Here is a 25,009-nt window from a genome sequence, read left to right on the forward strand (position 1 = left end):
CGCCAGCCTCAACCGCGAACGGACGCGACACCGTCGAGTTCGCGCACGGCGTCCTCCGGCAACACCAACCCACCGGCGGCGAGATTCTCGCGCAGATGCGCGACGGACGACGTCCCCGGAATCAGCAGGATGTTCGGCGCGCGCTGCAGCAGCCACGCGAGCGCGGTCTGCATCGGTGTCGCACCGAGCCGGGCCGCGACCGCGTCGAGCGTGGACGACTGCAACGGATTGAAGCCGCCGAGCGGAAAGTACGGGACGTAGGCAATGCCGTCGCCCGCGAGCGCATCGACGAGATCGTCGTCGTCCCGGTGCGCCAGGTTGTAATGGTTCTGCACGCAGACGATGTCGCAGATCCGGCGCCCTTCGGCGATCTGCGCGGCCGTGACGTTGCTCAGCCCGATGTGCCGCACGAGGCCCTGCCGCTGCAGTTCGGCCAGCGCGGACAGCGGCGCCTCGATCGAGCCTTCTGCCGGGCCGTGCGTGTCGAACATGATCCGCAGGTTGACCACGTCGAGCACGTCGAGACCGAGGTTGCGCAGGTTGTCTTGCACGGCAGCGGCGAGCGCTTCGCCGGAAAACGCCGGCAGCCAGGAACCGTCGTCGCCGCGCCTCGCGCCGACCTTGGTCACGATCAGCAGGTCGTCGCGATACGGATGCAACGCTTCGCGAATCAGCTGGTTCGTCACATGCGGGCCGTAAAAGTCGCTCGTGTCGATATGGTCGACGCCCGATGCGACGGCTTCACGCAAGACGGCGAGCGCCGCGTCGCGATCCTTCGGCGGACCGAACACGCCGGGGCCGGCCAGTTGCATCGCGCCATAGCCGATGCGGTGAACGCGTCGGCCCGCGACGGAATACGTGCCGGACTGAACAATGGGGGATATGATCGTGCTCCTGTATCGAATGCGTGGCCGCAGGTTACGCCGTGTCGCGCTGCGCGATAACCGGTCATAATCTGCACGACCTGTACGAAAAGGCGAACAATGCAAGTCGATCTGGGCGATCTGAACGCGTTCGTGGCGGTGGCACGGGCGAAGGGCTTTCGCGAAGGTGCGCGCATGGTCGGCGCGAGCGCATCCGGTCTCAGCGAAGCCGTGCGCCGGCTGGAGGCGCAACTCGGCGTGCGGTTGCTGCACCGCACGACGCGCAGCGTGTCGCCGACCGAAGCCGGGGAGCGCCTGCTCGCGCGGCTCGCGCCGGCACTGAGCGAGGTGGAGGCGGCGCTCGACGTGGTGAACACGTTCCGCGAGCGACCGGTCGGCACGCTGAAGCTCAATGTGCCGATGAGCGCGGCGCGGCTCGTGCTGCCGTCCATCGTTCCGCGCTTTCTCGACGCGTATCCGGAGATCCGGCTCGAGGTCGTGGCCGACGAAAACTTCGTCGATATCCTCGCGGCCGGCTGCGACGCGGGCATCCGTTACGACGAGCGCCTCGAACAGGACATGATCGCCGTGCCCATCGGCCCGCGTACGCAACGCTTCGCCACCGCTGCGGCGCCCGCCTATCTCGCGCGCCGCGGCCGTCCGGCGCATCCACGCGATCTGCTCGATCACGCGTGCCTGCGCGGCCGGTTCGCGAGCGGCGCGATGCCGGCGTGGGAGTACGAGCGCGACGGCGAAGTGGTCCGCGTGGAGCCGTCGGGCCCGCTCGTCGTGCAGATCGGCGGCGCCGTCGATCTCGTCGTGGACGCCGCCTGCGCCGGGCTCGGCATCGTGCACCTTTTCGAAGACTGGCTTCGTCCGCACCTCGCGTGCGGCGCGCTCGAGCCTGTGCTCGGCGAATGGTGGCGACCGTTCTCGGGCCCGTATCTGTATTACCCGGGGCGGCGTTTCGTACCGGCTCCGCTGCGCGCGTTCGTCGATTTCGTCAAGGCGGATGCCGGGTAGAGCGGCGGGCGCCGCCGCCCGGCGCCTGCGCAAGCGGCGATCGCGCCCGCACCGCCCGTCACCGCCGGTTCGAACGCGACACCACGTCGATCCACACGGCCAGCACCAACACCCCGCCCTTGACGATCATCTGCCAGTACGCGTCGACGTCGAGCATCGACATCCCGTTGTCGAGGCTCGCCATCACGAGCGCGCCGATCAGCGCGCCATAGACGGTGCCCGACCCGCCGCGCATCGACGTGCCGCCGATGAAGCACGCGGCGATCGCGTCGAGCTCGCCCATCGTGCCGGCCGACGGCGAGCCGGCCGCGAGCCGCGCGGTGTTGACGATGCCCGCGAACGCGCACATCAGCCCCATCAGCGCGAAGATCGCGAGCTTCACACGATCGGTGTCGACGCCCGACAACCGCGTCGCTTCCAGGTTCGAACCCACCGCATAGATGCGCCTGCCGAACACGGTCTGCGTCGCGATCCACGAGAACGCACCGAGCAGCGCGAGCAGCAGCAGCACGGGCACGGGAATGCCGCCGTAACGATCGAGCGTCGCGACGAACGCGAACAGCACGGCCCCGGCACCGACGACTTTCGCGACGTCCTGCCACAGCGGCACGACCGCAAGCCGGTAACGGTGCCGCGTACCGCGCTGCCGGAGGACCAGCAGCGCAACGAGCGCGAACAGCAGGACCGCGAGCCCGTCGCCGCCCGCGCGCGGCAGATAACCCTGCCCGATGAACACGAAGCCGTCGGACACCGGCGCGATCGTCGAGCCGCCCGTCACGCCGAGCAGGATGCCGCGGAACGCGAGCATCCCGCCCAGCCCGACGATGAACGACGGCACGCGCCGGTAGGTCGACCACCAGCCGTTGAACAATCCGACCAGCACGCCGAGCGCGAGCACGGCCGGCACCGTCGCGGCCACGGGCCAGTGGCGATTGACGTCGAGGATCGCCGCGACACCGCCGAGCAACCCGAGCAGCGATCCGACCGACAGGTCGATCTCGCCCGCGATGATCACGAACACCATGCCGCACGCGAGCATCCCGGTGATCGACATCTGCCGCAGCAGGTTCGACACGTTGCGCGGCGTGATGAACGCACCGTCGGTCAGCACCGAGAAAAACACCCAGATTGCCGCGACCGCGAACAGCAGCGCGAGCACCTTGTAGCGCACGAAGATCTGGCGCAGCGGATGGCCGTGCGCGCGGCGCGCGTCGGTGTCCGGCGGCACGGCGGTGGAGGAAGACAGTTCGGTATTCATGGGGCACTCGCTGCAATGGGTTCGGCCGGCTGCCGCGCGGATTTCAGCGCGGCGCCGAGGATCTGTTCCTGCGTGAGACCGTCGTTGACGAAATCGCCGCGCAGCTCGCCTTCGCCGATCACGAGCACACGATCGGCGAGCCCGAGCACTTCCGGCAGCTCGGACGACACGACGATCAGCGCGACGCCGCGTTTCGCGAGCGCAAAGATCAGCCGGTAGATTTCCGCCTTCGCGCCGACGTCGACGCCGCGCGTCGGCTCGTCGAGGATCAGCACCTGCGGATCGGCCAGCAGCATCCTGGCGAGCACGGCCTTCTGCTGGTTGCCGCCGGACAGGCTCGCGATCGGCAGGAACGGATGCGCGGCGCGCACCGACAGACGCTGCATCTCGGTGCGGATCGCGTCGAGTTCGGCGGCCGCGTCAATCCGGCCGTGGGCGGCGAAACGGCGCAGCACCGACAACGTGATGTTGTGGCCGACGCCAAGCTGCGGCACGATCCCGTGACGCTTGCGGTCCTCGGGCACCATCGCGATGCCCGCGCGAATCGCATCGGCCGGCGAGCGGATCGCGAGCGGCCGGCCGTTCATCCGCACGGTCGCCGTGCTCGCGCCCGGATACGCGCCGAAGATCGCCTGCATCAGCTCGGTGCGGCCGGCGCCGACAAGCCCGGCGACGCCGAGGATCTCGCCGCGCCGCACGCTGAACGACACGTCGTCGACGCGCTTGCGGCGCGGGTTCGCCACGTCGTGACAGGTCACGTTGCGCGCGTCCAGCACGACGTCGCCGATCTCGTGCGGCTCGCGCGGATACAGGTTGCGGATCTCGCGGCCAACCATCATCGCGATGATCCGGTCGGTGGTCATTCCGCGCATCGGCTCGGTCGCGACGTGGCGGCCGTCGCGGATCACGGTCACGGTGTCGCACACCGCGTCGACTTCGTCGAGCTTGTGCGAGATGTACACGCACGCGACGCCGCGGCGCTTCAGGTCGCGCACAATGTCGAGCAGGATGCGCGTCTCGGCGGCGCTCAGCGACGACGACGGCTCGTCGAGGATCAGCAGCTTCGCGCGCTTGTTCAGCGCCTTCGCGATCTCGATCAGCTGCTGGTGGCCGCCGCCGTAGTTCATCACCGGCTGCGCGACGTTGATCGCGTCGATCCGCAGCTCGCGCAGCAGCGCCTCGGAACGCCGCACCATCTCCGCGTAATGCATGCGCCCGCCGGGCAGCGTGATCTCGTTGCCGAGGAAGATGTTCTCGGCGACCGACAGCTCGGGCACCAGCATCAGTTCCTGGTGGATGATCACGATGCCCGCGCGTTCGGTGTCGCGCACGCCGGACGCGACGAGCGGCGCGCCTTCCCAGCGGATCTCGCCCTCCCACGTGCCGTGCGGATAGACGCCCGACAGGACCTTCATCAGCGTCGACTTGCCGGCGCCGTTCTCGCCGCACAGCCCGACGCACTCGCCGGGGCGCACGGTCAGATCGATTCCGTCGAGCGCCTTCACGCCGTCGAATGCCTTGACGATGCCGCGCATCGTCAGCAAGGGTTCGGTCATACGTTGATTGCCTCGCAGTGAGCACGCGGCCGGCCGCACCTGGCCGGCCACATGCATCCTGCCCGTCGCGCCGTCATTGGCTCGCGAGCTGGGCCTGGGTATAGAAGCCGTCCTTCACGACGACGTCGACGTTGCGCTTGGTCAGCAGCGTGGGCTGCAGCAGCACCGTGTCGACCATCTTCTTCCCGTTGTCGTACTGCGCGTTGAACGCGGGCTTCGTGCCCTTCGCGAGATCGACCGCAAGCTTCGCGGCTTCGCTCGCGATCAGCTTCAGCGGCTTGTAGACGGTCATCGTCTGCGTGCCGGCGATCACGCGCCTGACCGCCGCGAGGTCCGCATCCTGCCCGGACACGGGCACCTTGCCGGCCAGGTGCTGCGCGGCGAGCGCCTGGATCGCGCCGCCCGCGGTGCCGTCGTTCGACGCGACGATCGCGTCGATCCGGTTGTTGTTCGCGGTGAGCGCATCCTCGACGATGCGCAGTGCGGTCGATGCGCTCCATTCGGGCACCCACTGCTGGCCGACGACCTTGATGTCGCCGCGATCGATCGCCGGCTTCAGCACCTTCAACTGGCCCTCGCGCAGCATCTTCGCGTTGTTGTCGGTCGGCGCGCCGCCGAGCAGGAAATAGTTACCCTTCGGCTTCGCGTCGAACACGCCCTTCGCCTGCAGTTCGCCGACCTTCTCGTTGTCGAACGAGATGTACGCGTCGACGTCCGCATCGAGGATCAGACGGTCGTACGACACGACCTTGATGCCGGCCTTCCTCGCTTCGGCGACGACGTTGCCAAGCGTCTTCGAATTGAACGGCACGATCACGATCACGTCGACGCCGCGTGAAATCAGGTTCTCTATCTGGGAAATCTGTCGCTCCTCGCTCGCGTCGGCCGACTGCACCGACACCTTCGCGCCGAGCTTCGTCGCGGCCGCGACGAAATAATCGCGATCGCGCGACCAGCGCTCGACGCGCAGGTCGTCGATGCAGAAGCCGATCTCGGGCTTGTCCTTGCTCGCATGCGCAAGCGGAGCGCCGAGCGCGAAGAGCGCCAGCGCTGCTGCGCCGGCAAGGGAACTCAATACGGTACGGCGCGTCACGGATTTCATGTCTCCACTCCTTGTTATTGGACAACCTCACGAACACCGGGCGGCCGCGGGAATGCGCCGCCCGCTTCGAGTCACTGCACAGCACGGGATCGCACCGGCGAAGCGCCGCTCACGCGCCCGTCGCAAACACCGGTTCGAGCGCGCGGTAAAGCGCGCGAAACGTCGGCCGCCGCGCATCGCGATACCACGCGTGTCGCGCGGGATCGGGCTCGCGCACCGCGACGATCGGCGGCTGCGGGCACACATCGTCGAGCGACGCATCCGGTTCGAGCGCGAGATGCGCGAGCCGTGCGGCACCGAGCGCCGGGCCGACCTCGCCGCCCGCGCGCAGCGTCAGCGCGCGTCCGCTCACGTCGGCGAGCATCTGCGTCCAGTACGCGCTGCGCGAGCCGCCGCCGATCACCGTGATGCCGTCGGGCGCCAGTCCGGCCGCATGCAGCGCATCGATGCCGTCGAGCAACGCGAAGCCGACGCCTTCGAGCGTTGCATTCGCGAGATCCGCGCGCTGCGTATCGGGCGTGAGCCCGTAGAAGACCCCCTTCGCATTCACGTCGTTGTGCGGCGTGCGCTCGCCGCTCAGGTAAGGCAGGAACCACGGGCGGCTGGCGCGCGCGTTCGCCTCGGCATCGGCGAGCAGCGCCGCGACGCCGTCGTAACCGGCCAGTTGCGCGGTGAAGTCGATGCAGCCGGCCGCGTTCAGCATCACCGACATCAGATGCCATGTATCGGGCAGCGCGTGGCAAAAGCTGTGCACCGCCGATTCGGGGTTCGCGCGAAACCCGTCCGACACCGCGAAATAGACACCCGACGTGCCGAGCGACAGCAACGCGTCACCGGGCCGCACGATCCCGACGCCCACCGCGCCGGCCGCGTTGTCGCCGCCGCCGGCCACCACCGGAATCTCGCGCAGCCCGAGCGCGCGCGCGACGGCCGGCAGAAGCGTGCCCGTTACGCGGTTGCCCTCGTACACAACCGGCATCTGCGTGCGCGACAGCCCGCACGCGGCGAGCAGCGTGTCGTCGTAGTCGCGCTTCGCGACGTCGAGCCAGAGCGTACCGGCGGCATCCGACGGATCGGTCGCGAACGCGCCGGTCAGCCGGTAGCGCAGGTAATCCTTCGGCAGCAGCACGTGCGCGATGCGCGCGAACACGTCGGGCTCGTGGCGGCGCACCCACAGCAGCTTCGGCGCGGTGAAGCCCGGCATCGCGATATTGCCTGTCACCGCGCGCAGCGCGGGTGCGAGCCGCTCGAGTTCCGCGCACTCCGCATCCGCGCGGCCGTCGTTCCACAGGATCGCGGGACGCAGCACGTCGCCCTGCGCATCGAGCAGCGTCGCGCCGTGCATCTGCCCGGTCAGTCCCAGCGCGTCGATGGCGCGCGGATCGATGCCGCCCGCGCGTGCCTCATCGACGAGCGCGGCCAGTGCGCCGCACGCGGCGTCCCACCAGTCGCGCGGCGCCTGTTCGGACCAGCGCGGCTGCGGCCGGCTCACCGTCAGCGGGCGACTCGCGCTCGCCCGCACCACGCCGTCGCGGTCGAGCAGCACCGCTTTCACGCCCGACGTACCGAGATCGAGTCCGATATACATGGCGTCAGCGCAGGCCGTAGATCGCCTGGTTCACGATGTTCTCCAGCCGCTCCTGCGCGCCGCTCGCATGCCGCGGGTCCACGCCGCGCGCGAGCGCGTCGTCCGCGAGCGACTGCAGCGTATAGCCGCCCGACAGGATCTTGCGGCCGAACGCGTCGTCCCACTGCGCGTAGCGCTGCCGGCGCAGCGCATCGAGCCGGTCGTTCTCGACCAGCACGGCCGCACGTTCGAGCGCGAGCGCGAGCACGTCGATCGCGCCGACGTGGCCGTAGAACAGGTCTTCCGCATCGATGCTCTGGCGCCGCACCTTCGCGTCGAAGTTCATCCCGCCGGTCGTGAAGCCGCCGTGGCGCAGGATCTCGTAGAACGCAAGCGTCAGTTCCTCGACGCTGTTCGGGAACTGGTCGGTGTCCCAGCCGTTCTGCGGATCGCCGCGGTTCGCGTCGACGCTGCCGAACACGCCGAGTGCGAACGCGTTCGCGATCTCGTGATGGAACGAGTGGCCGGCGAGCGTCGCATGGTTCGCCTCGATGTTCACGCGAATCTCGTTCTGCAGTCCGTACTGCACCAGAAATCCGTGCACGGTCGCGACGTCGTAGTCGTACTGGTGCTTGGTCGGCTCCTGCGGTTTCGGCTCGATCAGCAGCGCACCCTTGAAGCCGATCCGGTGCTTGTGCTCGACGACCATCGACAGGAAACGCGCGAACTGCTCGCGCTCGCGCTTCAGGTCGGTATTGAGCAGCGTCTCGTACCCTTCGCGGCCGCCCCACAGCACGTAGTTCTCGCCACCGAGCCGGTGTGTCGCGTCGAGCGCGTGGCACACCTGGGTCGCGGCCCACGCGAACACGTCGGGGTTCGGATTCGTCGCGGCGCCCGCCGCGAAGCGCGGGTGCGAGAACAGGTTCGCCGTGCCCCACAGCAGCCGCACGCCGCTCGCCTGCTGGCGCTCGCCGAGATAGTCGACCATCCGCGCGAAATTGGCTGCGTACTCGCGCAGGCTATCGCCCTCCGGTGCGACGTCGGTGTCGTGGAACGTATAGAAAGGCGTGCCGAGCTTCGTGAAGAACTCGAATGCCGCGTCGGCCTTCATTCGCGCACGTTCGAGCGCGTCGCCAGGCTGCTGCCACGGCCGCTGGAACGCGCCCTGCCCGAAGATGTCGTGCCCCGGCCATACGAAGGTGTGCCAGTAGCAGACGGCAATCCGCAGATGCTCGGCAAGTGTCTTGCCGAGCACGCGCTTCTCGGGGTCGTAATAGTGGTACGCCAACGGGTTGTCCGACTGCGGACCTTCGTAGCGAATCGCGGGAATGTGTTCGAAATACGACATGGCGTCTCCGTGCTGGGTCTTGGTGCAGCGCAACGCGCGTCGCGACGACGACGCACGCGGCCGAATCCGGTTGGCTGGATCGTGCCCGCGCGCCTGCCGGCCGGCAATTGCGAAATTGCGCAGCACGCTTAACGTTTCTTGCCAGCCGCTGCGCGCGGCGTGCGTTCCGTCCTACAATCGCCGGACACCAGAGAACCGCGCGGCACCGCCCGCGCGCCCCGGAGACAACGGCGAGACGCCCGAGCGGCGCCCGCCTCGAGACCGACATGACCCGTGCCTCTTCCGCCCAGACACCGCACCGCATCGCGCTGCTGTTCAACGCGAACAAGGTCTACGACCGCGAGATCATCAGCGGCATCGGCCAGTACCTGCACACGACGCGCGTCGTGTGGGACCTGTTCCTCGAAGACGATTTCCGCTGCCGGCTCGCCGGCATCGAACGCTTCGACGGCGACGGCATCATCGCGGACTTCGACGATCCGGCCGTCGCCGACGCGCTCGCCGGTTCGCCGCTGCCGATCGTCGCGGTCGGCTCGTCGTACGAGGATCCGGCGCAGTACCCGGACGGGGTCCCATATATTGCGACGGACAACCCGAAGCTCGTGTCGCTCGCCTACACGCACCTGATCGGCGCGGGGCTCGCGCATTTCGCGATGTACAGCCTGCCGGTCGCGCAGGAGAACCGCTGGGCGCAGCAGCGTGAGCTCGCGTTCGACCGGCTCGCGCGCGCGGACGGGCTCGACGCCCCGATCTACCGCGGGGTGTCGACGAGCGCATCGGGCTGGAATCACGCGATCGAGGAGCTGATCGGCTGGCTGCATGCGCTGCCGAAGCCCGTCGGCGTGATCGCGGTCACGGATGCGCGCGCGCGGCATCTGCTGCAGGCGTGCCTGCTCGCCGGCATCGCGGTGCCGGAACAGGTCGCGATCATCGGCATCGACAACGATCCGCTCACGCGCACGCTGACGCGCATTCCGTTGTCGTCGGTGATCCAGGGCACCGAGGAAATGGGCCGCACCGCCGCGCACCTGCTGCACCGGATGCTGCGCGGCGCCAGGTTTCCCGGGCAGCGCATCCTCGTGCCGCCGGTCGGCATCAACGTGCTCGAATCGACGCGCCACCAGCCGCTCGCGAGCCCGCACGTGATGCGCGCGCGGCACTTCATCCGGCAGTACGCATGCCAGGGGATCAAGACCGAACAGGTCGCCGACTATGTCGGCGTGTCGCGCTCGCTGCTCGAAGAGCACTTCCGGCGCGAACTGCAGCGCACCGTGCACCAGGAAATCCTGCGTCACAAGCTCGAGGCCGCGCAGGCGCTGCTCGCCGGCCGCAATGCGTCGAGCGCGGAAGTCGCGATCCGTTGCGGCTTCACGTCGTTGCAATACATGTACGCGGTGTTCCGCCGCGAACTCGGCTGCACCCCGCGCGAATACCAGGAACGCGCGGCGGCCGCTCACTGAATTCACCGCCCACGAGCGAACCCACTCATGCATATCGATACCGACTCTTCCCGCCCGTCAGCCGATGTCGGCCGCATTCCGTCCGAGCCGTGGGGCGCGCTGCCCGGCGGCGATCCGGTGCGGCGCTACACGCTGCGCAACGCGCACGGCATGCGCGTCGTCATCAGCGATCTCGGCGCGACCGTCGTGTCGTGGCTCGCCCCCGACCGCACCGGGCGCTTCGCCGATATCGTGCTGGCGCACGACACGCCGGCCGAGTATGTCGAATCGGGTGCGTACCTCGGCGCGACGGTCGGCCGGTGGGCGAACCGGATCGCGGATGCGCGCTTCTCGCTCGACGGCATCGACTACACGCTCGACCGCAACGAGAACGGCAACCTGCTGCACGGCGGCGCGAGCGGCTTTCACCGCGCGCGCTGGGACGTGGTCGACGACCGCGGCGGACTGACGCTGCGGCTCGATTCGCCGGAAGGCGATGCGGGCTTCCCCGGCAACGTGAGCGTGCAGGTGCGCTACACGCTCGACGACGACGGCACGCTGACGATCGACTACGTGGGCGTGACCGACGCGCCGACGCCGCTGAACCTGACGAATCACAGCTACTTCAACCTGAGCGGACGCGCGGGCAGCGACGTGCGCGGCCACCTGCTGCAGATCCACGCCGACGCGTTCGTCGAAGTGGACGATGCGCTGATCCCGACCGGCACCGCCGACGTGACGGGCAGCGCGTTCGATTTCCGGCAGAGCGCGCCGATCGGCGCTCGCCTCGACTGGCCGCATGCGCAGCTCACGCGCGGGCGCGGGTTCGACCACTGCTACGTGCTGCGCGACCATGGGCGCAACGTGCGGCCCGTCGCGTCGATCTACGATCCGGAAAGCGGTCGGGAACTTGCCGTGTCGACGGATCAGCGCGGGTTGCAGCTCTATACGGGCAATTATCTGGATGGCGTGCGCGTGGGCGGCGGCATGCCGTGCGTGCGACATGCGGCGCTGTGCGTCGAAGCCGGTTTCTATCCGAACCAGGTCAACATGGACGCGCTGCGCGACGAAACCATCCTTCATCCGGGCAACACCTATCGCCAGACGACTCGATATCGGGTCGGGGTGCGCGGGTAGCGGACATGCCGGTCGCCAGATAGTAGGCAACGCACGCGTTCTTTGCGTCGGCATCGACGGCTGCGCTACGCTCGATCCGGCCTCGCATCGAGGCTGAAATTTAAGCGCTTAAACCGACGAAGCCCGCGATCCTGCGATCGATCGACCGGGCCCGATACTGGAGGATGACGATGAACAGACGATCGATGTTGCGCTGGAGTGTCTCGACCGCGGCGCTCGCATGCGTCGACCTGGCCGGCACGCTGCCGGCCGTCGCGCAAGGCGTCGCGCGCGCGGCGGGTGGCATCCCGTTCGCGATGGGCGCCGACGTGTCGACGCTGCCGGAGCTCGAAGCGCACGGCGCGCGGTACTTCGACCACGGCCGCCCGACCGACTGCCTGAAGGTCCTGCACGCGCACGGCGTCGACTCGATCCGCATCAAGGTATGGAACGATCCCGGCAATCCGGCATTCTTCCCGGCCAACCAGAGTGATGCGGCCGGCTATAACAACGCGGCCCATGTCGTCGCACTCGCGAAACGCGCGGCCGCGCTCGGGATGCGTATCCTGATCGATTTCCACTACAGCGACTGGTGGGCCGACCCCGGCAAGCAATACCCGCCGCATGCGTGGGCCGGCAAGAATCTCGCCGAAACGTGTGCGTTGCTGTCGGCCTATACGACCGACGTGCTGCGCCAACTGCAGCGCGTCGGCGTGCGGCCGGAGTGGGTGCAGATCGGCAACGAGATCACGGGCGGCATGCTGTGGCCGCTCGGCCGCTACGACCAGTGGGACAACCTCGCGCAGCTGCTGAAGACGGGCCGCGATGCGGTGAAGGCCGTCGATCCGCGCATCAAGGTGATGCTGCACATCGACAGCGGCGGCGACAACGCGAAAAGCCGCTGGTGGTTCGACAGCGCGACGCAGCGCGGTGTCGCGTTCGACGTGATCGGCCTGTCGTACTACCCGCAGTGGCAAGGCTCGCTCGACGACCTGCGCAACAACGCGAATGACCTCGCGGTGCGATACGACAAGGAACTGATCGTCGTCGAGACCGCGTATCCATGGACCACCAGCGACGGCGACTCGGAACCGAACGCGATGACGAACACCGGCTCGACCGCGTTCCCGCCGTCGCCGGCCGGCCAGGCGCAGTTCCTCGCGGCGGTCGTCGATATCGTGAAGGGCGTGCCGGGCAATCGCGGCAAGGGCGTGTTCTGGTGGGAACCGGAATGGATCCCGACGCCGGGTGTCGGCTGGAAACTCGGTGCCGGCGATCAATGGGACAACAACACGTTGTTCGACTTCCACGGCAACGCGCTGTCGTCGCTCGACGCGTATCGCCAACGCTGACGCATTCGCGTCGTCACCGCATCACCGCACCGACGCATCCCGCGTCAGTGCGGTGCATCGAAGCGGCCTCCGGCAGATGCCGTCGTGCCGCCTGCGCCACGCGCACCGCCCCGCTCGCCGTGCGCGTCCCGGGCGAGCAGCGCGAATGCGACGAGCGCGAGCACGCAGCACCCCGCGCACGTCCCGCGATAACCGAACAGGTCGACGCACGCGCCCGACAGCACGCCCGATGCGATCGAGCCGACGCGCGCGGTGCTGAAGAACATCGCGGTCGCGGTGCCGGGACGCGTCGGCATCAGGTCGCACACGCGCGTCATGCCGAGGCACGACGTAATCGCGACCACGCAAGCGCTCAGCAGTTGTAGCGGCAGGATCATGTCCACCCGCGTCACCGCCGCGAGTCCGATGAAATACGCCGCATGCACGGCCGCGCACGCGGTCAGCCAGCGCGCCTTGTCGAGCCGCGTCGACCGGATGCCGAGCCAAAGCATCATCGGGATCTCGAGCAACGCGGCGAGACCCAGCGCCGCAGACACGTTGCCCGGCGATCCGCCGAGCCCGCGCACGATGTACAGCGGCAGCACGATCATCGTCGCGTTCGCCGCGAGCCCCATCAGCGTGAGCGCGACGAGGGTGCGCCGCACGCTTGCGCGCGGTGCGACGACGATCTCCGCCGGTGCCTCGGCGGACAGCGGCGCAGCATGGTCCACTGCGCGCACATGAGCCGCCGCCGGCCGCCGCGCGGGCTCCGGAATCCGCGCGATGATCGCCGCGCATGCGACGAAGCCCACTGAAGCGGCGAGAAAAAGCCCGACAAAACCCGTCTGCGCGAGGATCAGCGCGCCGAGCGCGGGACCGAACACCCATGCAACCGACAGCATCGTGCGCAGCGCCGCCGACGCGAGATCGCGCTGCGCATCGTCGTCGACCGGCAGCACCGCGCGCGCGAACGCGAAGATCTGCGACAGCGACACGGCCCCCGCACCGAGCAGGATCGTGCCGGCCGCGATCACCGGCCCGTGCGCGCGCAGCACGCATAGCAGCGCGAAACCAAGCGCGGCAGCCGCGAGCGAGACGACGAGCAACGGCCTGTGCCGGTCTCGGCGATCCGACCAGCGCCCGGCCCACGTGCTCGCGACGACACCGCTCGCCGCGATCAGCGTCATGAAGATGCCCGCGAGAAACGGCGACATCCCCGCCGCCTCCACGCCGAACAGCGACAGGTACGGCGCCGTAAAGGACATCGCGACGCCGAGCATCAGCGCGGCGGCGGACAGCGGCAAGAAATTCGCGATCCCGGCGAGGCGCGCGAAATGCGACCGTAGCGACCGCGGCGACTGCATCGCGTCAGTCCGGCTCGACCCACGCGGCGACGTCGACCGCGCCGAGTTCGGGGCCGCCGAGCACGAAGCGCGCACGGTCCGGCGCCGGCAGCGTGCATGGCGCGTCGCCATAGTTGAGCGCGAACACGAGACGCCCGCGCCGGCGCAAGCGCACGCCATCCGGCAACGCGCGGACCGGCAGTCCGGCGTCGCGCGCGCAGCGGGCGACGATCGCACGCAACAGCGCGTGGTCGAAGCAGGCGGTCGCCATCGTCACGCGGCCGCGCCGCACGAGCGCGGGCACGCCGTCGTCGCAGGCAGCAAGCACGTCGATGCCGGTCGCCGATTCCATATCGACGTGATCGCGCCATTTCAGCGCATGGCCATCGACGCCGTCGAACGCGACGCGCGGTGTGAGCGACGGCCGCAGCGACTCGACCTGGCCGATTCGCACCGGCAGCACGTTGCGCAGCTTGCCAGGTGCGAGGCCCGGCGCGATTGCGAATTCCGCCGTGCGCGAGCCCGTGCGCGGCCCGAACAGCCAGTGCGCGTCTCCGCACGCCGCCTGCTCGACGACACGATCCGGCACAACCGGCAGCGTCGGCGCGACGACGAGTGCATAACGCGACACGTCGGCGTCGGCCGCGACGATGTCGACGTCGAGCCCCAGTTCGCGCAACGCGCGATACCAGTCGAACGCGTGCTGCTGGTAGTCGAAGTCGGCGCCGTGCGGCTGGATCCGGATCATCCAGTCGGCCGCGTAATCGAACAGCAGCGCGACGCGTGCGGGCTCGTGCGTGCCGGTGACGAGCCCGATATCCAGCGCGGCCAGTTCGCGTGCGACGCGCGCCACTTCGCGGCCGCCGGGCGACAACTGGTCGTCCGGCGCATTCAGCCCCGAGTGCAGTTGCTCCTGTGCATGCGGATACTGTCGCCAGCGGAAATACGACACGAGTTCCGCGCCATGCGCGAACGCTTCCCACGTCCACAACCGCACCGCGCCGGCATGCGGCACCGGGTTGTACGGCCCCCAGTTCACGGGCCCCGCCTGTTGCTCCATCACCCACATCCGCCCGTTGCCGACGCCGCGATACAGGTCATGCGAGAACGCCGACACGTCCGGGTGCCCAGTACGTGCCCAGCGTCGCTTGTCCGCTTCGTCGAGCGGCAGCACTTCGGTACGCGGCACCGGGTAGCTGTCCCACGCGGCGACGTCGAGGCCGCCATGCGCAAACGCATAGTGATCAAACTCGGTAAAAAAGCCCATGAAGTTGTGCAGCACGTCGCGGCCCGGCGCGTGCGGACGGATCGCATCGACCTGCACGGCGTGGAACCGCGCGACCTCGTCCGACTGATAGCGACGGAAGTCGAGCAGATGCGCGGGATTCGCATCGGTCGGCGTATGGTGCGGCAGTTCGATCTCGTCGAAACCGCGATACTCCATGCTCCAGAATACGTTGCCCCACGCGCGGTTCAGCGCGCCGATGTCGCCGTAGCGCACCGCGAGCCACGCGCGAAAGCCTTCGAGCGCCGCGCGCGTATAGCTCGGCAGCGTGTTGTGACAGCCGAGCTCGTTGTCGGTCTGCCATGCGATGACCGCCGGATGCGCACCGTAGCGTCGTGCCATCGCGTCCGCGATGCGCACGCAGTGCTCGCGATACACGAGGTTCGCGATGTCGTAATGGCGGCGCGAACCGAACTGCCACACCGCGCCGTCCGCGCCGACGGGCAGGATCTCCGGATGGCGATCGACGAGCCACTTCGGCGGCGCGGCGGTCGGCGAGCCGAGGACGATCTTCAGCTGCTGGCTGGCGAGCGTGTCGATCGCTTCGTCGAGCCACGCCCAGTCGTAGCGGCCCGGCTCCGGCTCCATCCGGCTCCACGCGAATTCGGCGATCCGCACGCGGGTCAGGCCCAGTTCGGCCATCCGCCGCGCATCGCGGGCCCATTGTTCGCGCGGCCAGTGTTCGGGGTAATAGCAAACGCCGAGGTGCATCGTGGGTTCCTTGCAGAAGAAAATGGATGTGACGGATCAGCCTTTCGTCGCGCCGAACGTGAGCCCCGCGACGAAGTGCTTCTGCATCGCAAAGAACATCAGCACCGACGGCAGCGCGGCGAGCACCGAGCCGGCCGACACGATGTTCCAGGCGGTCGTCCACTGCCCCTTCAGCGCGGCGACGCCGACCGTGATCGGCGCGGCGTCGTCGCCTTGCGTGAGGCACAGCGCCCAGAAGTAGTCGTTCCACACGAACGTGAACACGAGGATCGCGAGGGCGGCGAGCGCCGGCCGCACGAGCGGCAGCACGACGCGCCAGTAGATCGCCCACTCGGACGCGCCTTCGACGCGCGCGGCCTCGATCAGCTCGAACGGCAGCTCGCGGATGAAGTTGCGCAGGAACAGCGTGCAGAAGCCGGTCTGGAACGCGGTATGAAACAGCACGAGCGCCCACACGGTGTTGTAGAGGCCGACGCCGAGCATGATCTGTCGCACCGGGATCATCAGGATCTGGATCGGCACGAAGTTGCCGGCGACGAACAGCCCGAGCAGCACGAGATTGCCGCGGAACCGGTAGTTCGCGAGCGCGTGCCCCGCGAGCGACGCGAGCAGGATCGATGCGGCGACGGACGGCACCGTGATCAGGATGCTGTTCGAGAAGTAATGCAGCATCGGCGTCTGCGTGAGCGCGGCGCCGTAGTTGTCGAGCAGCGCGAACTGCTTCGGCCAGTCCCAGTAATGACCGGCCATGATCTCGTCGGTCGAGCGGACCGACGTGACGAGCACCGCGAGCAGCGGCACGAGCCACAGCGCGAGCGCGCACGGCAGCGACAGCCGGTACAGCCAGCGGGCGGGACGTCCCCAGCGGGACACGGGCATCGGATACATTTTCGTGATCCTTATGATTCGACGCGCACCAGCTTGCGTAGCTGCCACACGATATAGACGAGCATGATCGCGAACAGCACGACCGCGATCGCGGCCGAATAGCCTTCGCGGTAGTACTTGATCGCCTGGTCGACCATGAAGTACGCGAGCACGGTCGAGCTGTCGAACGGGCCGCCGCCCGTCATCACGGAGATCAGGTCGAAGCTGCGCAGCGCGCCGATCACGGTCAGCACCACCGCCATGAAGGTCGCGGGCCGCAGCTGCGGCAGGATCACGTGCCACAGCAGCGTGAAGCCGCGCGCGCCTTCCATGCGCGCCGCCTCGACGATCTCGCCGTTGATGCCCGTGAGCCCGGTCAGATAGAGGATCATGCAGAACGGAATCTGCGGCCACAGCGCGGCGGCAATCACGCCGAAGGTCGCATAACGCGGATCGCCGAGCACCGGGATCCCATGCCCGACGATCAGCTTCAGCAGCCCGAACGTCGGGTCGTAGAACCACGAGAACACCAGGCCGACGACGACGCCCGGCAACACGAACGGCGCGAAGAACAGCGACTTCACGAGCCGGATCCCGAACACGTTCTGGTTCAGGTACAGCGCGAGCGCAAGGCCGAGCGGCGGTGCGGCGAGGAACAGCACGAGCCACAGCACGTTGTTCTTCAGCGCGACGTAGAACGTGTCGGACTGCAGCAGCTCGCGGTAGTTGTCGAGCCCCGCGTACGTCATCGGCGTCATCCCGTCCCAGTGATGGAAGCTCAGCCAGATGCTGCTGACGATCGGATACAGCACGAACACGGTGAAGAGCGCGAAACCCGGCAGCACGAACAGCAGGGCCGCGCGGTTGCGCCGGCGCGCCAGCGACGCACGCGCATGCCGCCGCGGGCCGGCTGCGCGGCGTGCGGTGCTTTCGGACAGGCTGGTTGACATGAGATAACCTTCGACGAGACGGACGTAACTGACGAAACGGACGCGACGGCGGCAACGACGCACCGGGCCGGCGTGGCCGGCCCGGCCGCGCGGCGCGTTACTTCCGGTAGATGCGCTTGCGTGTCTGCTCGAGGCGCTGCAGGATCGCATCGAGCTGCGTCGGGTCGGACAGGAACTGCTGCATCGCCTTCATCCCCTCGTCCGCCATTTCCTTCGTCATGTCGCGGTCGTAGAACTGCGCGATGCCGCCCGGCGTGGTCGCGAGCGTGCGGAAGCCGATCTTCGAGATCGGGTCCTGCGGCTCGGGCGCCTTGTTGTTCGACGGCAGTTGCCCCATCCCCTTCGCGAACTCACCGTTGACCACCGGTTGCCCCATGAACGCGAGCAGGCGACGCGCATCCGCCTTGTTGCGCGCCTTCGCCGGCACGATCATCACGTTGACCGGGCCGTCCTCGGCAAGCGGCACCGACGCGTCGATCACCGGGAAGCGGAAGAAACTGATCGGGTTGCGCGTCGCGCTCAAGAGACCCGCCGAATACCAGGTGCCCATCAGCGTCATCGCGGCCTGGCCGTTGACGATCAGCGGGCTCAGCGAATCGACATCGTAGGACAGTGCGTTGTCGATGAAATACTTGTCGTCGATCAGCTTCTTCCATGCCGCGTACACGGCCCGCACGCGCGGATCGGTGTAGGCGACGTCGCCGGCCATCAGCTTCTGGTGGAATGCGTAGCCGTTGATCCGCAAGTCGAGGTAGTCGAACCACGCGGCCAGCGTCCAAGCATCGCGCGCGGCCACCGCGATCGGCGCGATACCGGCCGCCTTCAGCTTGCGGCACGCATCCAGAAACTGCGCCCAATCGGCCGGCTCACCGTGAATGCCGGCCTTCTCGAACAGGTCCTTGCGGTAGAAGAGGCCATACGCGTCATAGCCGAGCGGCAAACTGTAAAGCTTGCCGCCGTAGGTCGACGACTGCTTGACGGCCGCATACGTGTCGTTCCAGCCGTTCTTCTGCCAGTCCGCGCTCAGGTCCTCGATCAGCCCGCGCTTCGCGAAATACGCGAGCCGCTCGCCGTTGTTCCAGCTCAGCACGTCGGGCGGATCGGTCGCGAGCCAGCCGGACATCTGCACCTTGTACGCCTCCTCGCCGACGTAGCTGACCTTCAGGTCGACGTCCGGATTCGCCTTGTGGAACTGGTCGAACACGGCTTGCCACGTCGCGCGCTGGTTGCCGCGCGCGGCGACGTTCACCTTGAGCGTGCCCGCGTCGGCCGTCCCCGCCGCGAACGCGGCGGCAGTCGTCAGGGCAAGCAGCAGTCGGCTCGCACGAAGTTTCATCGTTGTCTCCTGGTATTGGTGTGATAGGTGCCGCGTCGCGCGCGGCGGGTCGGCATTGCGCCGCTATGCGAACGCCGCTTCGGCGTAAATGGCCGGCAACGCGATGCCGGCCTCGTCGAACAGGTGACAGCGCGACGGCGGCACGTGGAACGCATGCCGCTCGCCGCGCCGCATCGCGGCCTGGCCGGGCAGTTTCGCGAGCAGCGGCATGCCGCAGGGCTGGTCGAGATGCACGTAGGCGGCTTCGCCGAGTTGCTCGACGAGCGCGATGTCGCGGATGATCGTGGGCGGGTCGGCATCGCCCGACGCGGCGACCGTCAGATGCTCGGGACGAATCCCGAGCGTCACGCGCGCGCCGCTGCCGATGTGGCGCGGCAGCGGGCGATCGCGCAACGTCAGCGTTTCGCCCGTGCCCTCGAGCCGCAGCCGGCAGCCATGCGCATCGGCTGCGTCGACGACCGCCGGCAGGAAGTTCATCCGCGGCGAGCCGATAAAGCCCGCGACGAAACGGTTGGCCGGCCGGTGATACAGCTCGAGCGGCGCGCCGGCCTGCGCGATGCTGCCGAAGCGTGCGACGTCGTCGCCCGCGTGCAGCAGCACGATCCGGTCGGCAAGCGTCATCGCCTCGATCTGGTCATGCGTCACGTAGACGGAACTCGATTGCGTGAAGCGTGCATGCAGGCGGGCGATTTCGACGCGCGTCTGGCCGCGCAGCGTCGCGTCGAGATTCGACAGCGGCTCGTCGAACAGGAACACACGCGGCTCGCGCACGATCGCGCGGCCGATCGCGACGCGCTGCCGCTGGCCGCCGGACAACGCCTTCGGCTTGCGATCGAGCAGCGCATCGAGTTGCAGGACACGCGCGGCCTCGGTCACGCGGCGCCGGATCTCGTCCTTCGGCGTGCCGGCGATGCGCAGGCCGAAACCGATGTTGTCGAACACGGTCATGTGCGGAAACAGCGCATAGCTCTGGAACACCATCGCGACACCGCGCTCGGCGGGCGGCGTGTCGTTCATGCGCGCGCCGCCGATCCGCAACTCGCCTTCGGTCACGTCTTCGAGCCCGGCGATCATCCGCAACAGCGTGGACTTGCCACAACCCGACGGACCGAGAAACACGCAGAACTCGTGCGACGCGATCTCGAGGTTCACGTCGCGCAGCACCGGCGCATGGTCGCCGTAGCGCTTCGAGACGTCCTTCAATGAAATGGCGGTCATCGCGCTCTCCTCTCCTGGTCAGGCGCTTCGGGACGCGAAATTTAACCGCTTAAATTCCGGTGGTGCGATTCGCCCTGTTCGCCGTACCATGTCGTCTCCTTGATCTGATGTGTCGAGAAATTAGCGTATCGCTTGTCCTTGTGCAACTTGTGGGACGCACTCCCAGAATATGAGCAGACACTCCCTCGCTTCCCTTCCCTCGTGCAGCATTGCCCGCCCGGCCCGAGGCCGTGCATGGTGACGCTCGCGCAAGTCGCGCGGCGCGCGAACGTCACCGCGGCGACCGTCTCGAACGTGCTGCGCAATCCGCAGAAGGTGAAGCCGGCGACCGTCGAGCGCGTGATGGCGGCGATCCGCGAGCTCGGCTATCGGCCTAACCTGACCGCGCGGGCACTGGCCGAGGGCCGCACGTCCACGCTTGCGTTGATGCTGTCGAACATCACGAACCCGTTCTATCCGGAATTCGTGCTGGCCGCCGAGCGCGAGGCGCGCAAGCGCGGCCATTACCTGCTGGTGTCGAATACCGACGACGATCCGGCGATCACGCGCAACTACCTCGAGCGGATCGCCGGCACGCTTGCCGCCGGCGCGATCGTGATGAACACCGACCTCGCGGAAGCCGAACTCGCCGACATCGCACGCCACGGCGCGTCAATCGTGCTGTGCATGTGGGAGCACGTGCATGCGTCACGCACGCTGCCGTGCGTCACCGTCGATTTCGCGACGGCGGGCGCGCTGGCAGCCGCGCATCTGTCCGGGCTGCGGCATCGCGCGTTCGGCGCGCTCGTCGGCAAGGGCTCGGGCGGTCCGCAATCGGTGCGCTTGCGCGGGTTCGCGGACGAACTCGCGGCATGCGGCCATCCGGCGGAGGCGCTGACGACGGTGTCGGCTCACGATTCGATCGAAGGTGGCTACGAAGCGGCCGCTGCGCTGCTGCGGGAGAAGCCGGGCCTCACCGCGCTGTTCGCGACCAATGACCTGATGGCGATCGGCGCGATGCAGGCAGCCGCCGATCTCGGGCTGCGCGTGCCGGCCGATCTGTCGGTGGTCGGCATGACCGATATCCAACTCGCCCACCAGTTCCGCCCCGCGCTGACGACGGTGCGGTTTCCGACGTCGCAGATCGCCGCGCGGGCGATCGCGCTGACGCTCGACATGATCGACGGCGTCGAGCCGGCTGCCGCCGTGCATACGATCGGGGCGCCGGAGCTCGTGGTGCGGGAATCGACGGGGGTGGCGCGGGGTTGACGCACGGAGCGCGCTGCGTCGACGTCGCGCTCCGGCCGGCCGTTCACGCATTCGCGTGTCAGCGTAAATGGCTACCCCTCCGCGCTCAGAACTGCCACGACAGGTTGCCGTACGGCGCATGGTCGCTGACGTTGCCGGGATCCACCGATTGTGCGAGCGGGTGACGCCAAGCCGGCCGCCCGTCCCGTCTTCGATTCCGATCCGGTCAGAACTCGTGCCGAATCCCCGCATGCACCATCCTCTGCCTCGACGGCGACGGCAGATCAGCTGCCCCCGGCACATATGCCCGATCGAGCGACGAGCCGAGCGAACTCGGCATCGTCACGCGCCGCAGCAGCACGCTGAGCGGCGCCGCGCGCTGCTTCATCGACCGCCTGCTGCCGATGATCCGCCGGCATGCGCGGTCGGCGCGCAACGAGGATCTTGCGCTGTTCCGCACGCTCACGCTGCTGATCTGACGGTGTGCCCGGCAGCGATTCCGTATACCTCCGCGCCACATTGTTCTATACTGCCCCCCAGTATCCGGAAACCCACAGATCCCATGCCGCATTCCCCCGAAGAAAAGAAACGCGTCCTGACCCGCGTGCGCCGTGTTCGCGGGCAACTGAATGCGCTCGAGCAAGCGCTTGAGGAGGGCGCGGACTGTGGCCCGATACTTCAGCAACTGGCTGCCATTCGCGGCGCGATCAATGGCGTGATGGCCGGCGTGCTCGAAAGCCATTTGCGCGAGGAATTCACCCAGCTCGCGGACGCATCGCGCCCCGCTTCCGGGTCGATCGACGATATCGTGACCCTCGTTCGGTCCTACTTGCGCTGACCGGTGCGGAATCGTCGACCTATCGATCCATTCGATGATTTTTTAAAGGATTGCCATGAAATCACGTGCTGCAGTTGCGTTCGAGGCGGGTAAGCCGCTCCAGATCGTCGAAATCGACGTCGAACCGCCCCGCAAGGGCGAAGTGCTCATCAAGATCACCCATACCGGAGTCTGTCACACCGATGCCTTCACGTTGTCGGGCGACGATCCGGAAGGCATCTTTCCGGCCGTGCTGGGCCACGAAGGCGCCGGCATCGTTGTGGAAGTCGGCGAAGGCGTGACGAGCGTGAAACCCGGCGACCACGTCATTCCGCTGTACACCGCCGAATGCGGTGAGTGCCTGTTCTGCAAGAGCGGCAAGACCAATCTGTGCGTGTCGGTGCGCGCCACCCAGGGCAAGGGCGTGATGCCCGACGGCACCACGCGTTTCAGCTACAACGGCCAGCCGATCTATCACTACATGGGCTGCTCGACGTTCAGCGAATACACGGTCGTCGCCGAAGTCTCCCTCGCGAAGATCAACCCGGACGCGAACCCCGAGCAGGTCTGCCTGCTGGGCTGCGGCGTCACGACCGGCCTCGGCGCGGTCAAGAACACCGCGAAGGTGCAGGAAGGCGATACGGTGGCCGTATTCGGCCTCGGCGGCATCGGCCTCGCGGTGATTCAGGGCGCCAAGCTCGCGAAGGCCGGCCGCATCATCGCGATCGACACCAACCCCGGCAAGTTCGACCTTGCGCGCGTGTTCGGCGCAACCGACTGCGTCAATCCGAAGGACCACGAAAAGCCCATCCAGCAAGTCATCGTCGAAATGACCGGCTGGGGCGTCGACCACAGCTTCGAGTGCATCGGCAACGTCAACGTGATGCGTGCCGCGCTCGAATGCGCGCACCGCGGCTGGGGCCAGTCCGTCATCATCGGCGTCGCGGGCGCCGGCCAGGAAATCTCCACGCGCCCGTTCCAGCTCGTCACCGGTCGCCGCTGGCTGGGTACGGCATTCGGCGGCGTGAAGGGCCGCTCCGAACTGCCGGGCATGGTCGAGGAAGCGATGGCCGGCACGATCCAGTTGGCACCGTTCGTCACGCACACGAAGCCGCTCACCGGCATCAACGAGGCATTCGACTTGATGCACAACGGCGAGTCCATCCGGACCGTCGTGCATTTCTGAAATACGCGCAACGAGATCGCCTGCTGTAACCGGTCTCGTTGCGCGATACCGCCGGCAAGCCGCGATGCTTGCCGGCGCGACGCATTCTCCGAACCATCGCTTATCAGACCGGCAACGGTCGACGTCTCATGACGCCGTGCCCGGCGCGCAAGGCGGCTCTGATGTTGCGCCCGACGCTTCCTGCAGCGATCCGACGACGCGCGAGCGTCAATCCTGGCGACCGTCCGCACGCGGCGACATCAGGAACGGCGCGTAGTGAACCGCGTACGCCGCGAACGCGACGATCCAGCACGCGCCCGACGCATCGAGCCAGACCGTGTACGGCACACCCGGCAAGAGCGGACCAAACACGCGAATGACTGCCGCACCGATCACCAGCCAGTAACACAGCTGCTCCCACGGGCCCGCGACGAGCATGCGTCCCGTGTGGCCGAGCGCCGTGCGCGTGATCATCGCGATGATCGCGCCGCCGATCGCGCCGACGGTCAACGCATGCACGGCGAGCGAGTGCGCGACCGCGCCAGCGAACGACAGCGCGAGCAGCACGAAGCCGACCGGAATCCACAGACAGGACACGTGCAGGATCCACACGATAGGCCGCTTGCCGACGCGCCATGAATGCCATCCGGCAAGGCGCCACGCGTGCAGCACGGCGGTCGCGAGCGCAGCGACGACCAACAGCGTATCGGGTGCGCCGAGCGCGTCCGCGAACAACGTCAGCGCGACCGCGGGGGCCGCGAGCGCGTCCACGATCCTGAAGCGGTGAATCTTGAAGCCGGGAATCGCATTCATCGTGAACATCGGCACGATGCGTCCGGTTATCACGGCGACGAAGAACACGACCAGCCCCGTCGCCGCGTAGGCCGCACGCAACGCGAGATCGGCCCGACCCGTCGTCACCGATACATGGAACAGCGCATTCAGCGCGCCGAACAGCAGCAGCGCGACCGGCAGGAACACGTTGTGACGGTTCTTCGCCGAAATGAGCACGCGCAACAACACGATGGCCGTCACCGGCAAGAACAACGAATCGACGACGGCCGCGAGCATCGGCGGCCCCGACCAGACGAGCACGCGTCCGGCGAGCCAAAGCAGCCACAGCGCCGCGAGCGCCGGGCCGCGCAGCGTCTCGCGCGAAGTCCAGGCCCGCGTGGCGGTCAGCAAGAAGCCGACGACGATCGCGGCGACGAAGCCGAAGATCATCTCGTGCACATGCCACATGAGCCCGGTCATCGGACCGGCACGCCCGGCGACAGGCACGCCGTGCCAGGCCGCAAGCCACAAGACGATGGCGACGCTCGCGAACAGCGCGCCGGTCAGATAGAACGGCCGCAGGCCAAGCTGCAGCAGCGGTGACGTATCGGGCGCCGACGGGGCTCGCATCGGCTCGCTGATTTTCATGTGCGTCTCCGGCAATCGAGGATGACGTCATTCATCCTAGCGCGGTGAGACGCGAGACGGGAGCG

Annotated in this window: 20 protein-coding genes and 2 pseudogenes; 8 read left to right on the top strand and 14 right to left on the bottom strand. The window is 67.9% G+C overall.

Annotated elements, in window-relative coordinates; genetic code table 11:
- Window positions 1-8: 8 nt before the first annotated feature.
- Complete coding sequence (locus BTE28158_RS20800) at window positions 9-884, bottom strand: aldo/keto reductase family oxidoreductase (protein ID WP_151047789.1); 876 nt, start codon at window positions 882-884, stop codon at window positions 9-11.
- 99 nt (window positions 885-983) lie between these two features.
- On the opposite strand from BTE28158_RS20800, the gene BTE28158_RS20805 reads away from it, so the two are divergent.
- A complete protein-coding gene (locus BTE28158_RS20805) occupies window positions 984-1,886 on the top strand; it encodes a LysR family transcriptional regulator (protein WP_151047742.1) in 903 nt (300 codons plus the stop codon).
- Between the two features lie 58 nt (window positions 1,887-1,944).
- Here the strand turns inward: BTE28158_RS20805 and BTE28158_RS20810 are convergent, their stop codons facing one another.
- From BTE28158_RS20810 to xylA, 5 genes are all read right to left on the bottom strand, one after another.
- Window positions 1,945-3,144, bottom strand: a complete 1,200-nt coding sequence (locus tag BTE28158_RS20810; RefSeq protein WP_151047740.1) for a sugar ABC transporter permease — start codon at window positions 3,142-3,144, stop codon at window positions 1,945-1,947.
- On the bottom strand, window positions 3,141-4,700 hold the full coding sequence (gene xylG, locus BTE28158_RS20815) for a D-xylose ABC transporter ATP-binding protein (RefSeq protein WP_151047737.1): 1,560 nt from the start codon (window positions 4,698-4,700) through the stop codon (window positions 3,141-3,143). Before xylG ends, BTE28158_RS20810 begins: the two co-directional genes overlap by 4 nt.
- Before the next feature lie 73 nt (window positions 4,701-4,773).
- Window positions 4,774-5,802: a D-xylose ABC transporter substrate-binding protein gene (xylF, locus tag BTE28158_RS20820; protein WP_151047735.1), complete on the bottom strand. Its 1,029-nt coding sequence runs from the start codon at window positions 5,800-5,802 to the stop codon at window positions 4,774-4,776.
- A gap of 109 nt (window positions 5,803-5,911) precedes the next feature.
- Entirely contained in the window at window positions 5,912-7,390 is a 1,479-nt protein-coding gene (xylB, locus tag BTE28158_RS20825; RefSeq protein WP_151047732.1) for a xylulokinase, read from the bottom strand.
- A 4-nt stretch (window positions 7,391-7,394) separates the two neighbouring features.
- Window positions 7,395-8,717, bottom strand: coding sequence for a xylose isomerase (gene xylA, locus BTE28158_RS20830; protein ID WP_151047730.1), 1,323 nt, complete (start codon window positions 8,715-8,717; stop codon window positions 7,395-7,397).
- Between the two features lie 266 nt (window positions 8,718-8,983).
- On the opposite strand from xylA, the gene BTE28158_RS20835 reads away from it, so the two are divergent.
- The 3 genes from BTE28158_RS20835 (at window position 8,984) to BTE28158_RS20845 (ending at window position 12,624) form a co-directional block, all read left to right on the top strand.
- Window positions 8,984-10,177, top strand: coding sequence for a XylR family transcriptional regulator (locus tag BTE28158_RS20835; protein ID WP_059599641.1), 1,194 nt, complete (start codon window positions 8,984-8,986; stop codon window positions 10,175-10,177).
- Between the two features lie 27 nt (window positions 10,178-10,204).
- The gene (locus BTE28158_RS20840; RefSeq protein ID WP_151047727.1) at window positions 10,205-11,293 is read left to right on the top strand and encodes an aldose epimerase family protein; all 1,089 of its coding nucleotides are present in this window, start codon (window positions 10,205-10,207) and stop codon (window positions 11,291-11,293) included.
- 170 nt (window positions 11,294-11,463) lie between these two features.
- A complete protein-coding gene (locus BTE28158_RS20845; protein WP_151047725.1) occupies window positions 11,464-12,624 on the top strand; it encodes a glycoside hydrolase family 53 protein in 1,161 nt (386 codons plus the stop codon).
- 44 nt (window positions 12,625-12,668) lie between these two features.
- Here BTE28158_RS20845 and BTE28158_RS20850 read toward each other — a convergent pair whose 3' ends face one another.
- The 6 genes from BTE28158_RS20850 to BTE28158_RS20875 all read right to left on the bottom strand — a co-directional run bounded on the left by BTE28158_RS20850 (window position 12,669) and on the right by BTE28158_RS20875 (window position 20,313).
- Entirely contained in the window at window positions 12,669-13,967 is a 1,299-nt protein-coding gene (locus BTE28158_RS20850; protein ID WP_151047723.1) for a sugar efflux transporter, read from the bottom strand.
- A gap of 4 nt (window positions 13,968-13,971) precedes the next feature.
- Window positions 13,972-15,942, bottom strand: a complete 1,971-nt coding sequence (locus BTE28158_RS20855; RefSeq protein WP_151047721.1) for a beta-galactosidase — start codon at window positions 15,940-15,942, stop codon at window positions 13,972-13,974.
- Between the two features lie 36 nt (window positions 15,943-15,978).
- A complete protein-coding gene (locus BTE28158_RS20860) occupies window positions 15,979-16,830 on the bottom strand; it encodes a carbohydrate ABC transporter permease (RefSeq protein ID WP_059599644.1) in 852 nt (283 codons plus the stop codon).
- Window positions 16,831-16,841: 11 nt separating this feature from the next.
- On the bottom strand, window positions 16,842-17,759 hold the full coding sequence (locus tag BTE28158_RS20865) for a carbohydrate ABC transporter permease (RefSeq protein WP_059679901.1): 918 nt from the start codon (window positions 17,757-17,759) through the stop codon (window positions 16,842-16,844).
- Between the two features lie 97 nt (window positions 17,760-17,856).
- A complete protein-coding gene (locus tag BTE28158_RS20870; protein ID WP_151047719.1) occupies window positions 17,857-19,095 on the bottom strand; it encodes an ABC transporter substrate-binding protein in 1,239 nt (412 codons plus the stop codon).
- A gap of 63 nt (window positions 19,096-19,158) precedes the next feature.
- Window positions 19,159-20,313, bottom strand: coding sequence for an ABC transporter ATP-binding protein (locus BTE28158_RS20875; protein ID WP_151047717.1), 1,155 nt, complete (start codon window positions 20,311-20,313; stop codon window positions 19,159-19,161).
- A gap of 234 nt (window positions 20,314-20,547) precedes the next feature.
- On the opposite strand from BTE28158_RS20875, the gene BTE28158_RS20880 reads away from it, so the two are divergent.
- Window positions 20,548-21,561 carry a LacI family DNA-binding transcriptional regulator gene (locus BTE28158_RS20880; protein ID WP_151047715.1) on the top strand — a complete coding sequence of 338 codons (1,014 nt, stop codon included), beginning with the start codon at window positions 20,548-20,550 and terminating at the stop codon, window positions 21,559-21,561.
- 205 nt (window positions 21,562-21,766) lie between these two features.
- Here the strand turns inward: BTE28158_RS20880 and BTE28158_RS33110 are convergent.
- Window positions 21,767-21,865 (bottom strand): annotated as a pseudogene (locus BTE28158_RS33110) (porin); the annotation flags it as partial.
- Here BTE28158_RS33110 and BTE28158_RS32965 point away from each other — a divergent pair.
- The 3 genes and pseudogenes from BTE28158_RS32965 to BTE28158_RS20895 form a co-directional block, all read left to right on the top strand.
- Window positions 21,861-22,019, top strand: a pseudogene (locus BTE28158_RS32965) (LysR family transcriptional regulator); the annotation flags it as partial. The pseudogenes BTE28158_RS33110 and BTE28158_RS32965 sit on opposite strands and share 5 nt — an antisense overlap.
- Window positions 22,020-22,102: 83 nt before the next feature.
- Window positions 22,103-22,378: a formaldehyde-responsive transcriptional repressor FrmR gene (gene frmR, locus BTE28158_RS20890; protein ID WP_059599650.1), complete on the top strand. Its 276-nt coding sequence runs from the start codon at window positions 22,103-22,105 to the stop codon at window positions 22,376-22,378.
- Window positions 22,379-22,433: 55 nt separating this feature from the next.
- Complete coding sequence (locus BTE28158_RS20895; protein WP_059599651.1) at window positions 22,434-23,543, top strand: S-(hydroxymethyl)glutathione dehydrogenase/class III alcohol dehydrogenase; 1,110 nt, start codon at window positions 22,434-22,436, stop codon at window positions 23,541-23,543.
- A 207-nt stretch (window positions 23,544-23,750) separates the two neighbouring features.
- Here the strand turns inward: BTE28158_RS20895 and BTE28158_RS20900 are convergent, their stop codons facing one another.
- On the bottom strand, window positions 23,751-24,944 hold the full coding sequence (locus BTE28158_RS20900) for an NnrS family protein (protein ID WP_151047713.1): 1,194 nt from the start codon (window positions 24,942-24,944) through the stop codon (window positions 23,751-23,753).
- Between the last annotated feature and the right edge of the window lie 65 nt (window positions 24,945-25,009).

Source organism: Burkholderia diffusa (assembly GCF_902499115.1).
In the GTDB taxonomy this organism is placed as follows: Bacteria; Pseudomonadota; Gammaproteobacteria; order Burkholderiales; family Burkholderiaceae; genus Burkholderia; species Burkholderia diffusa.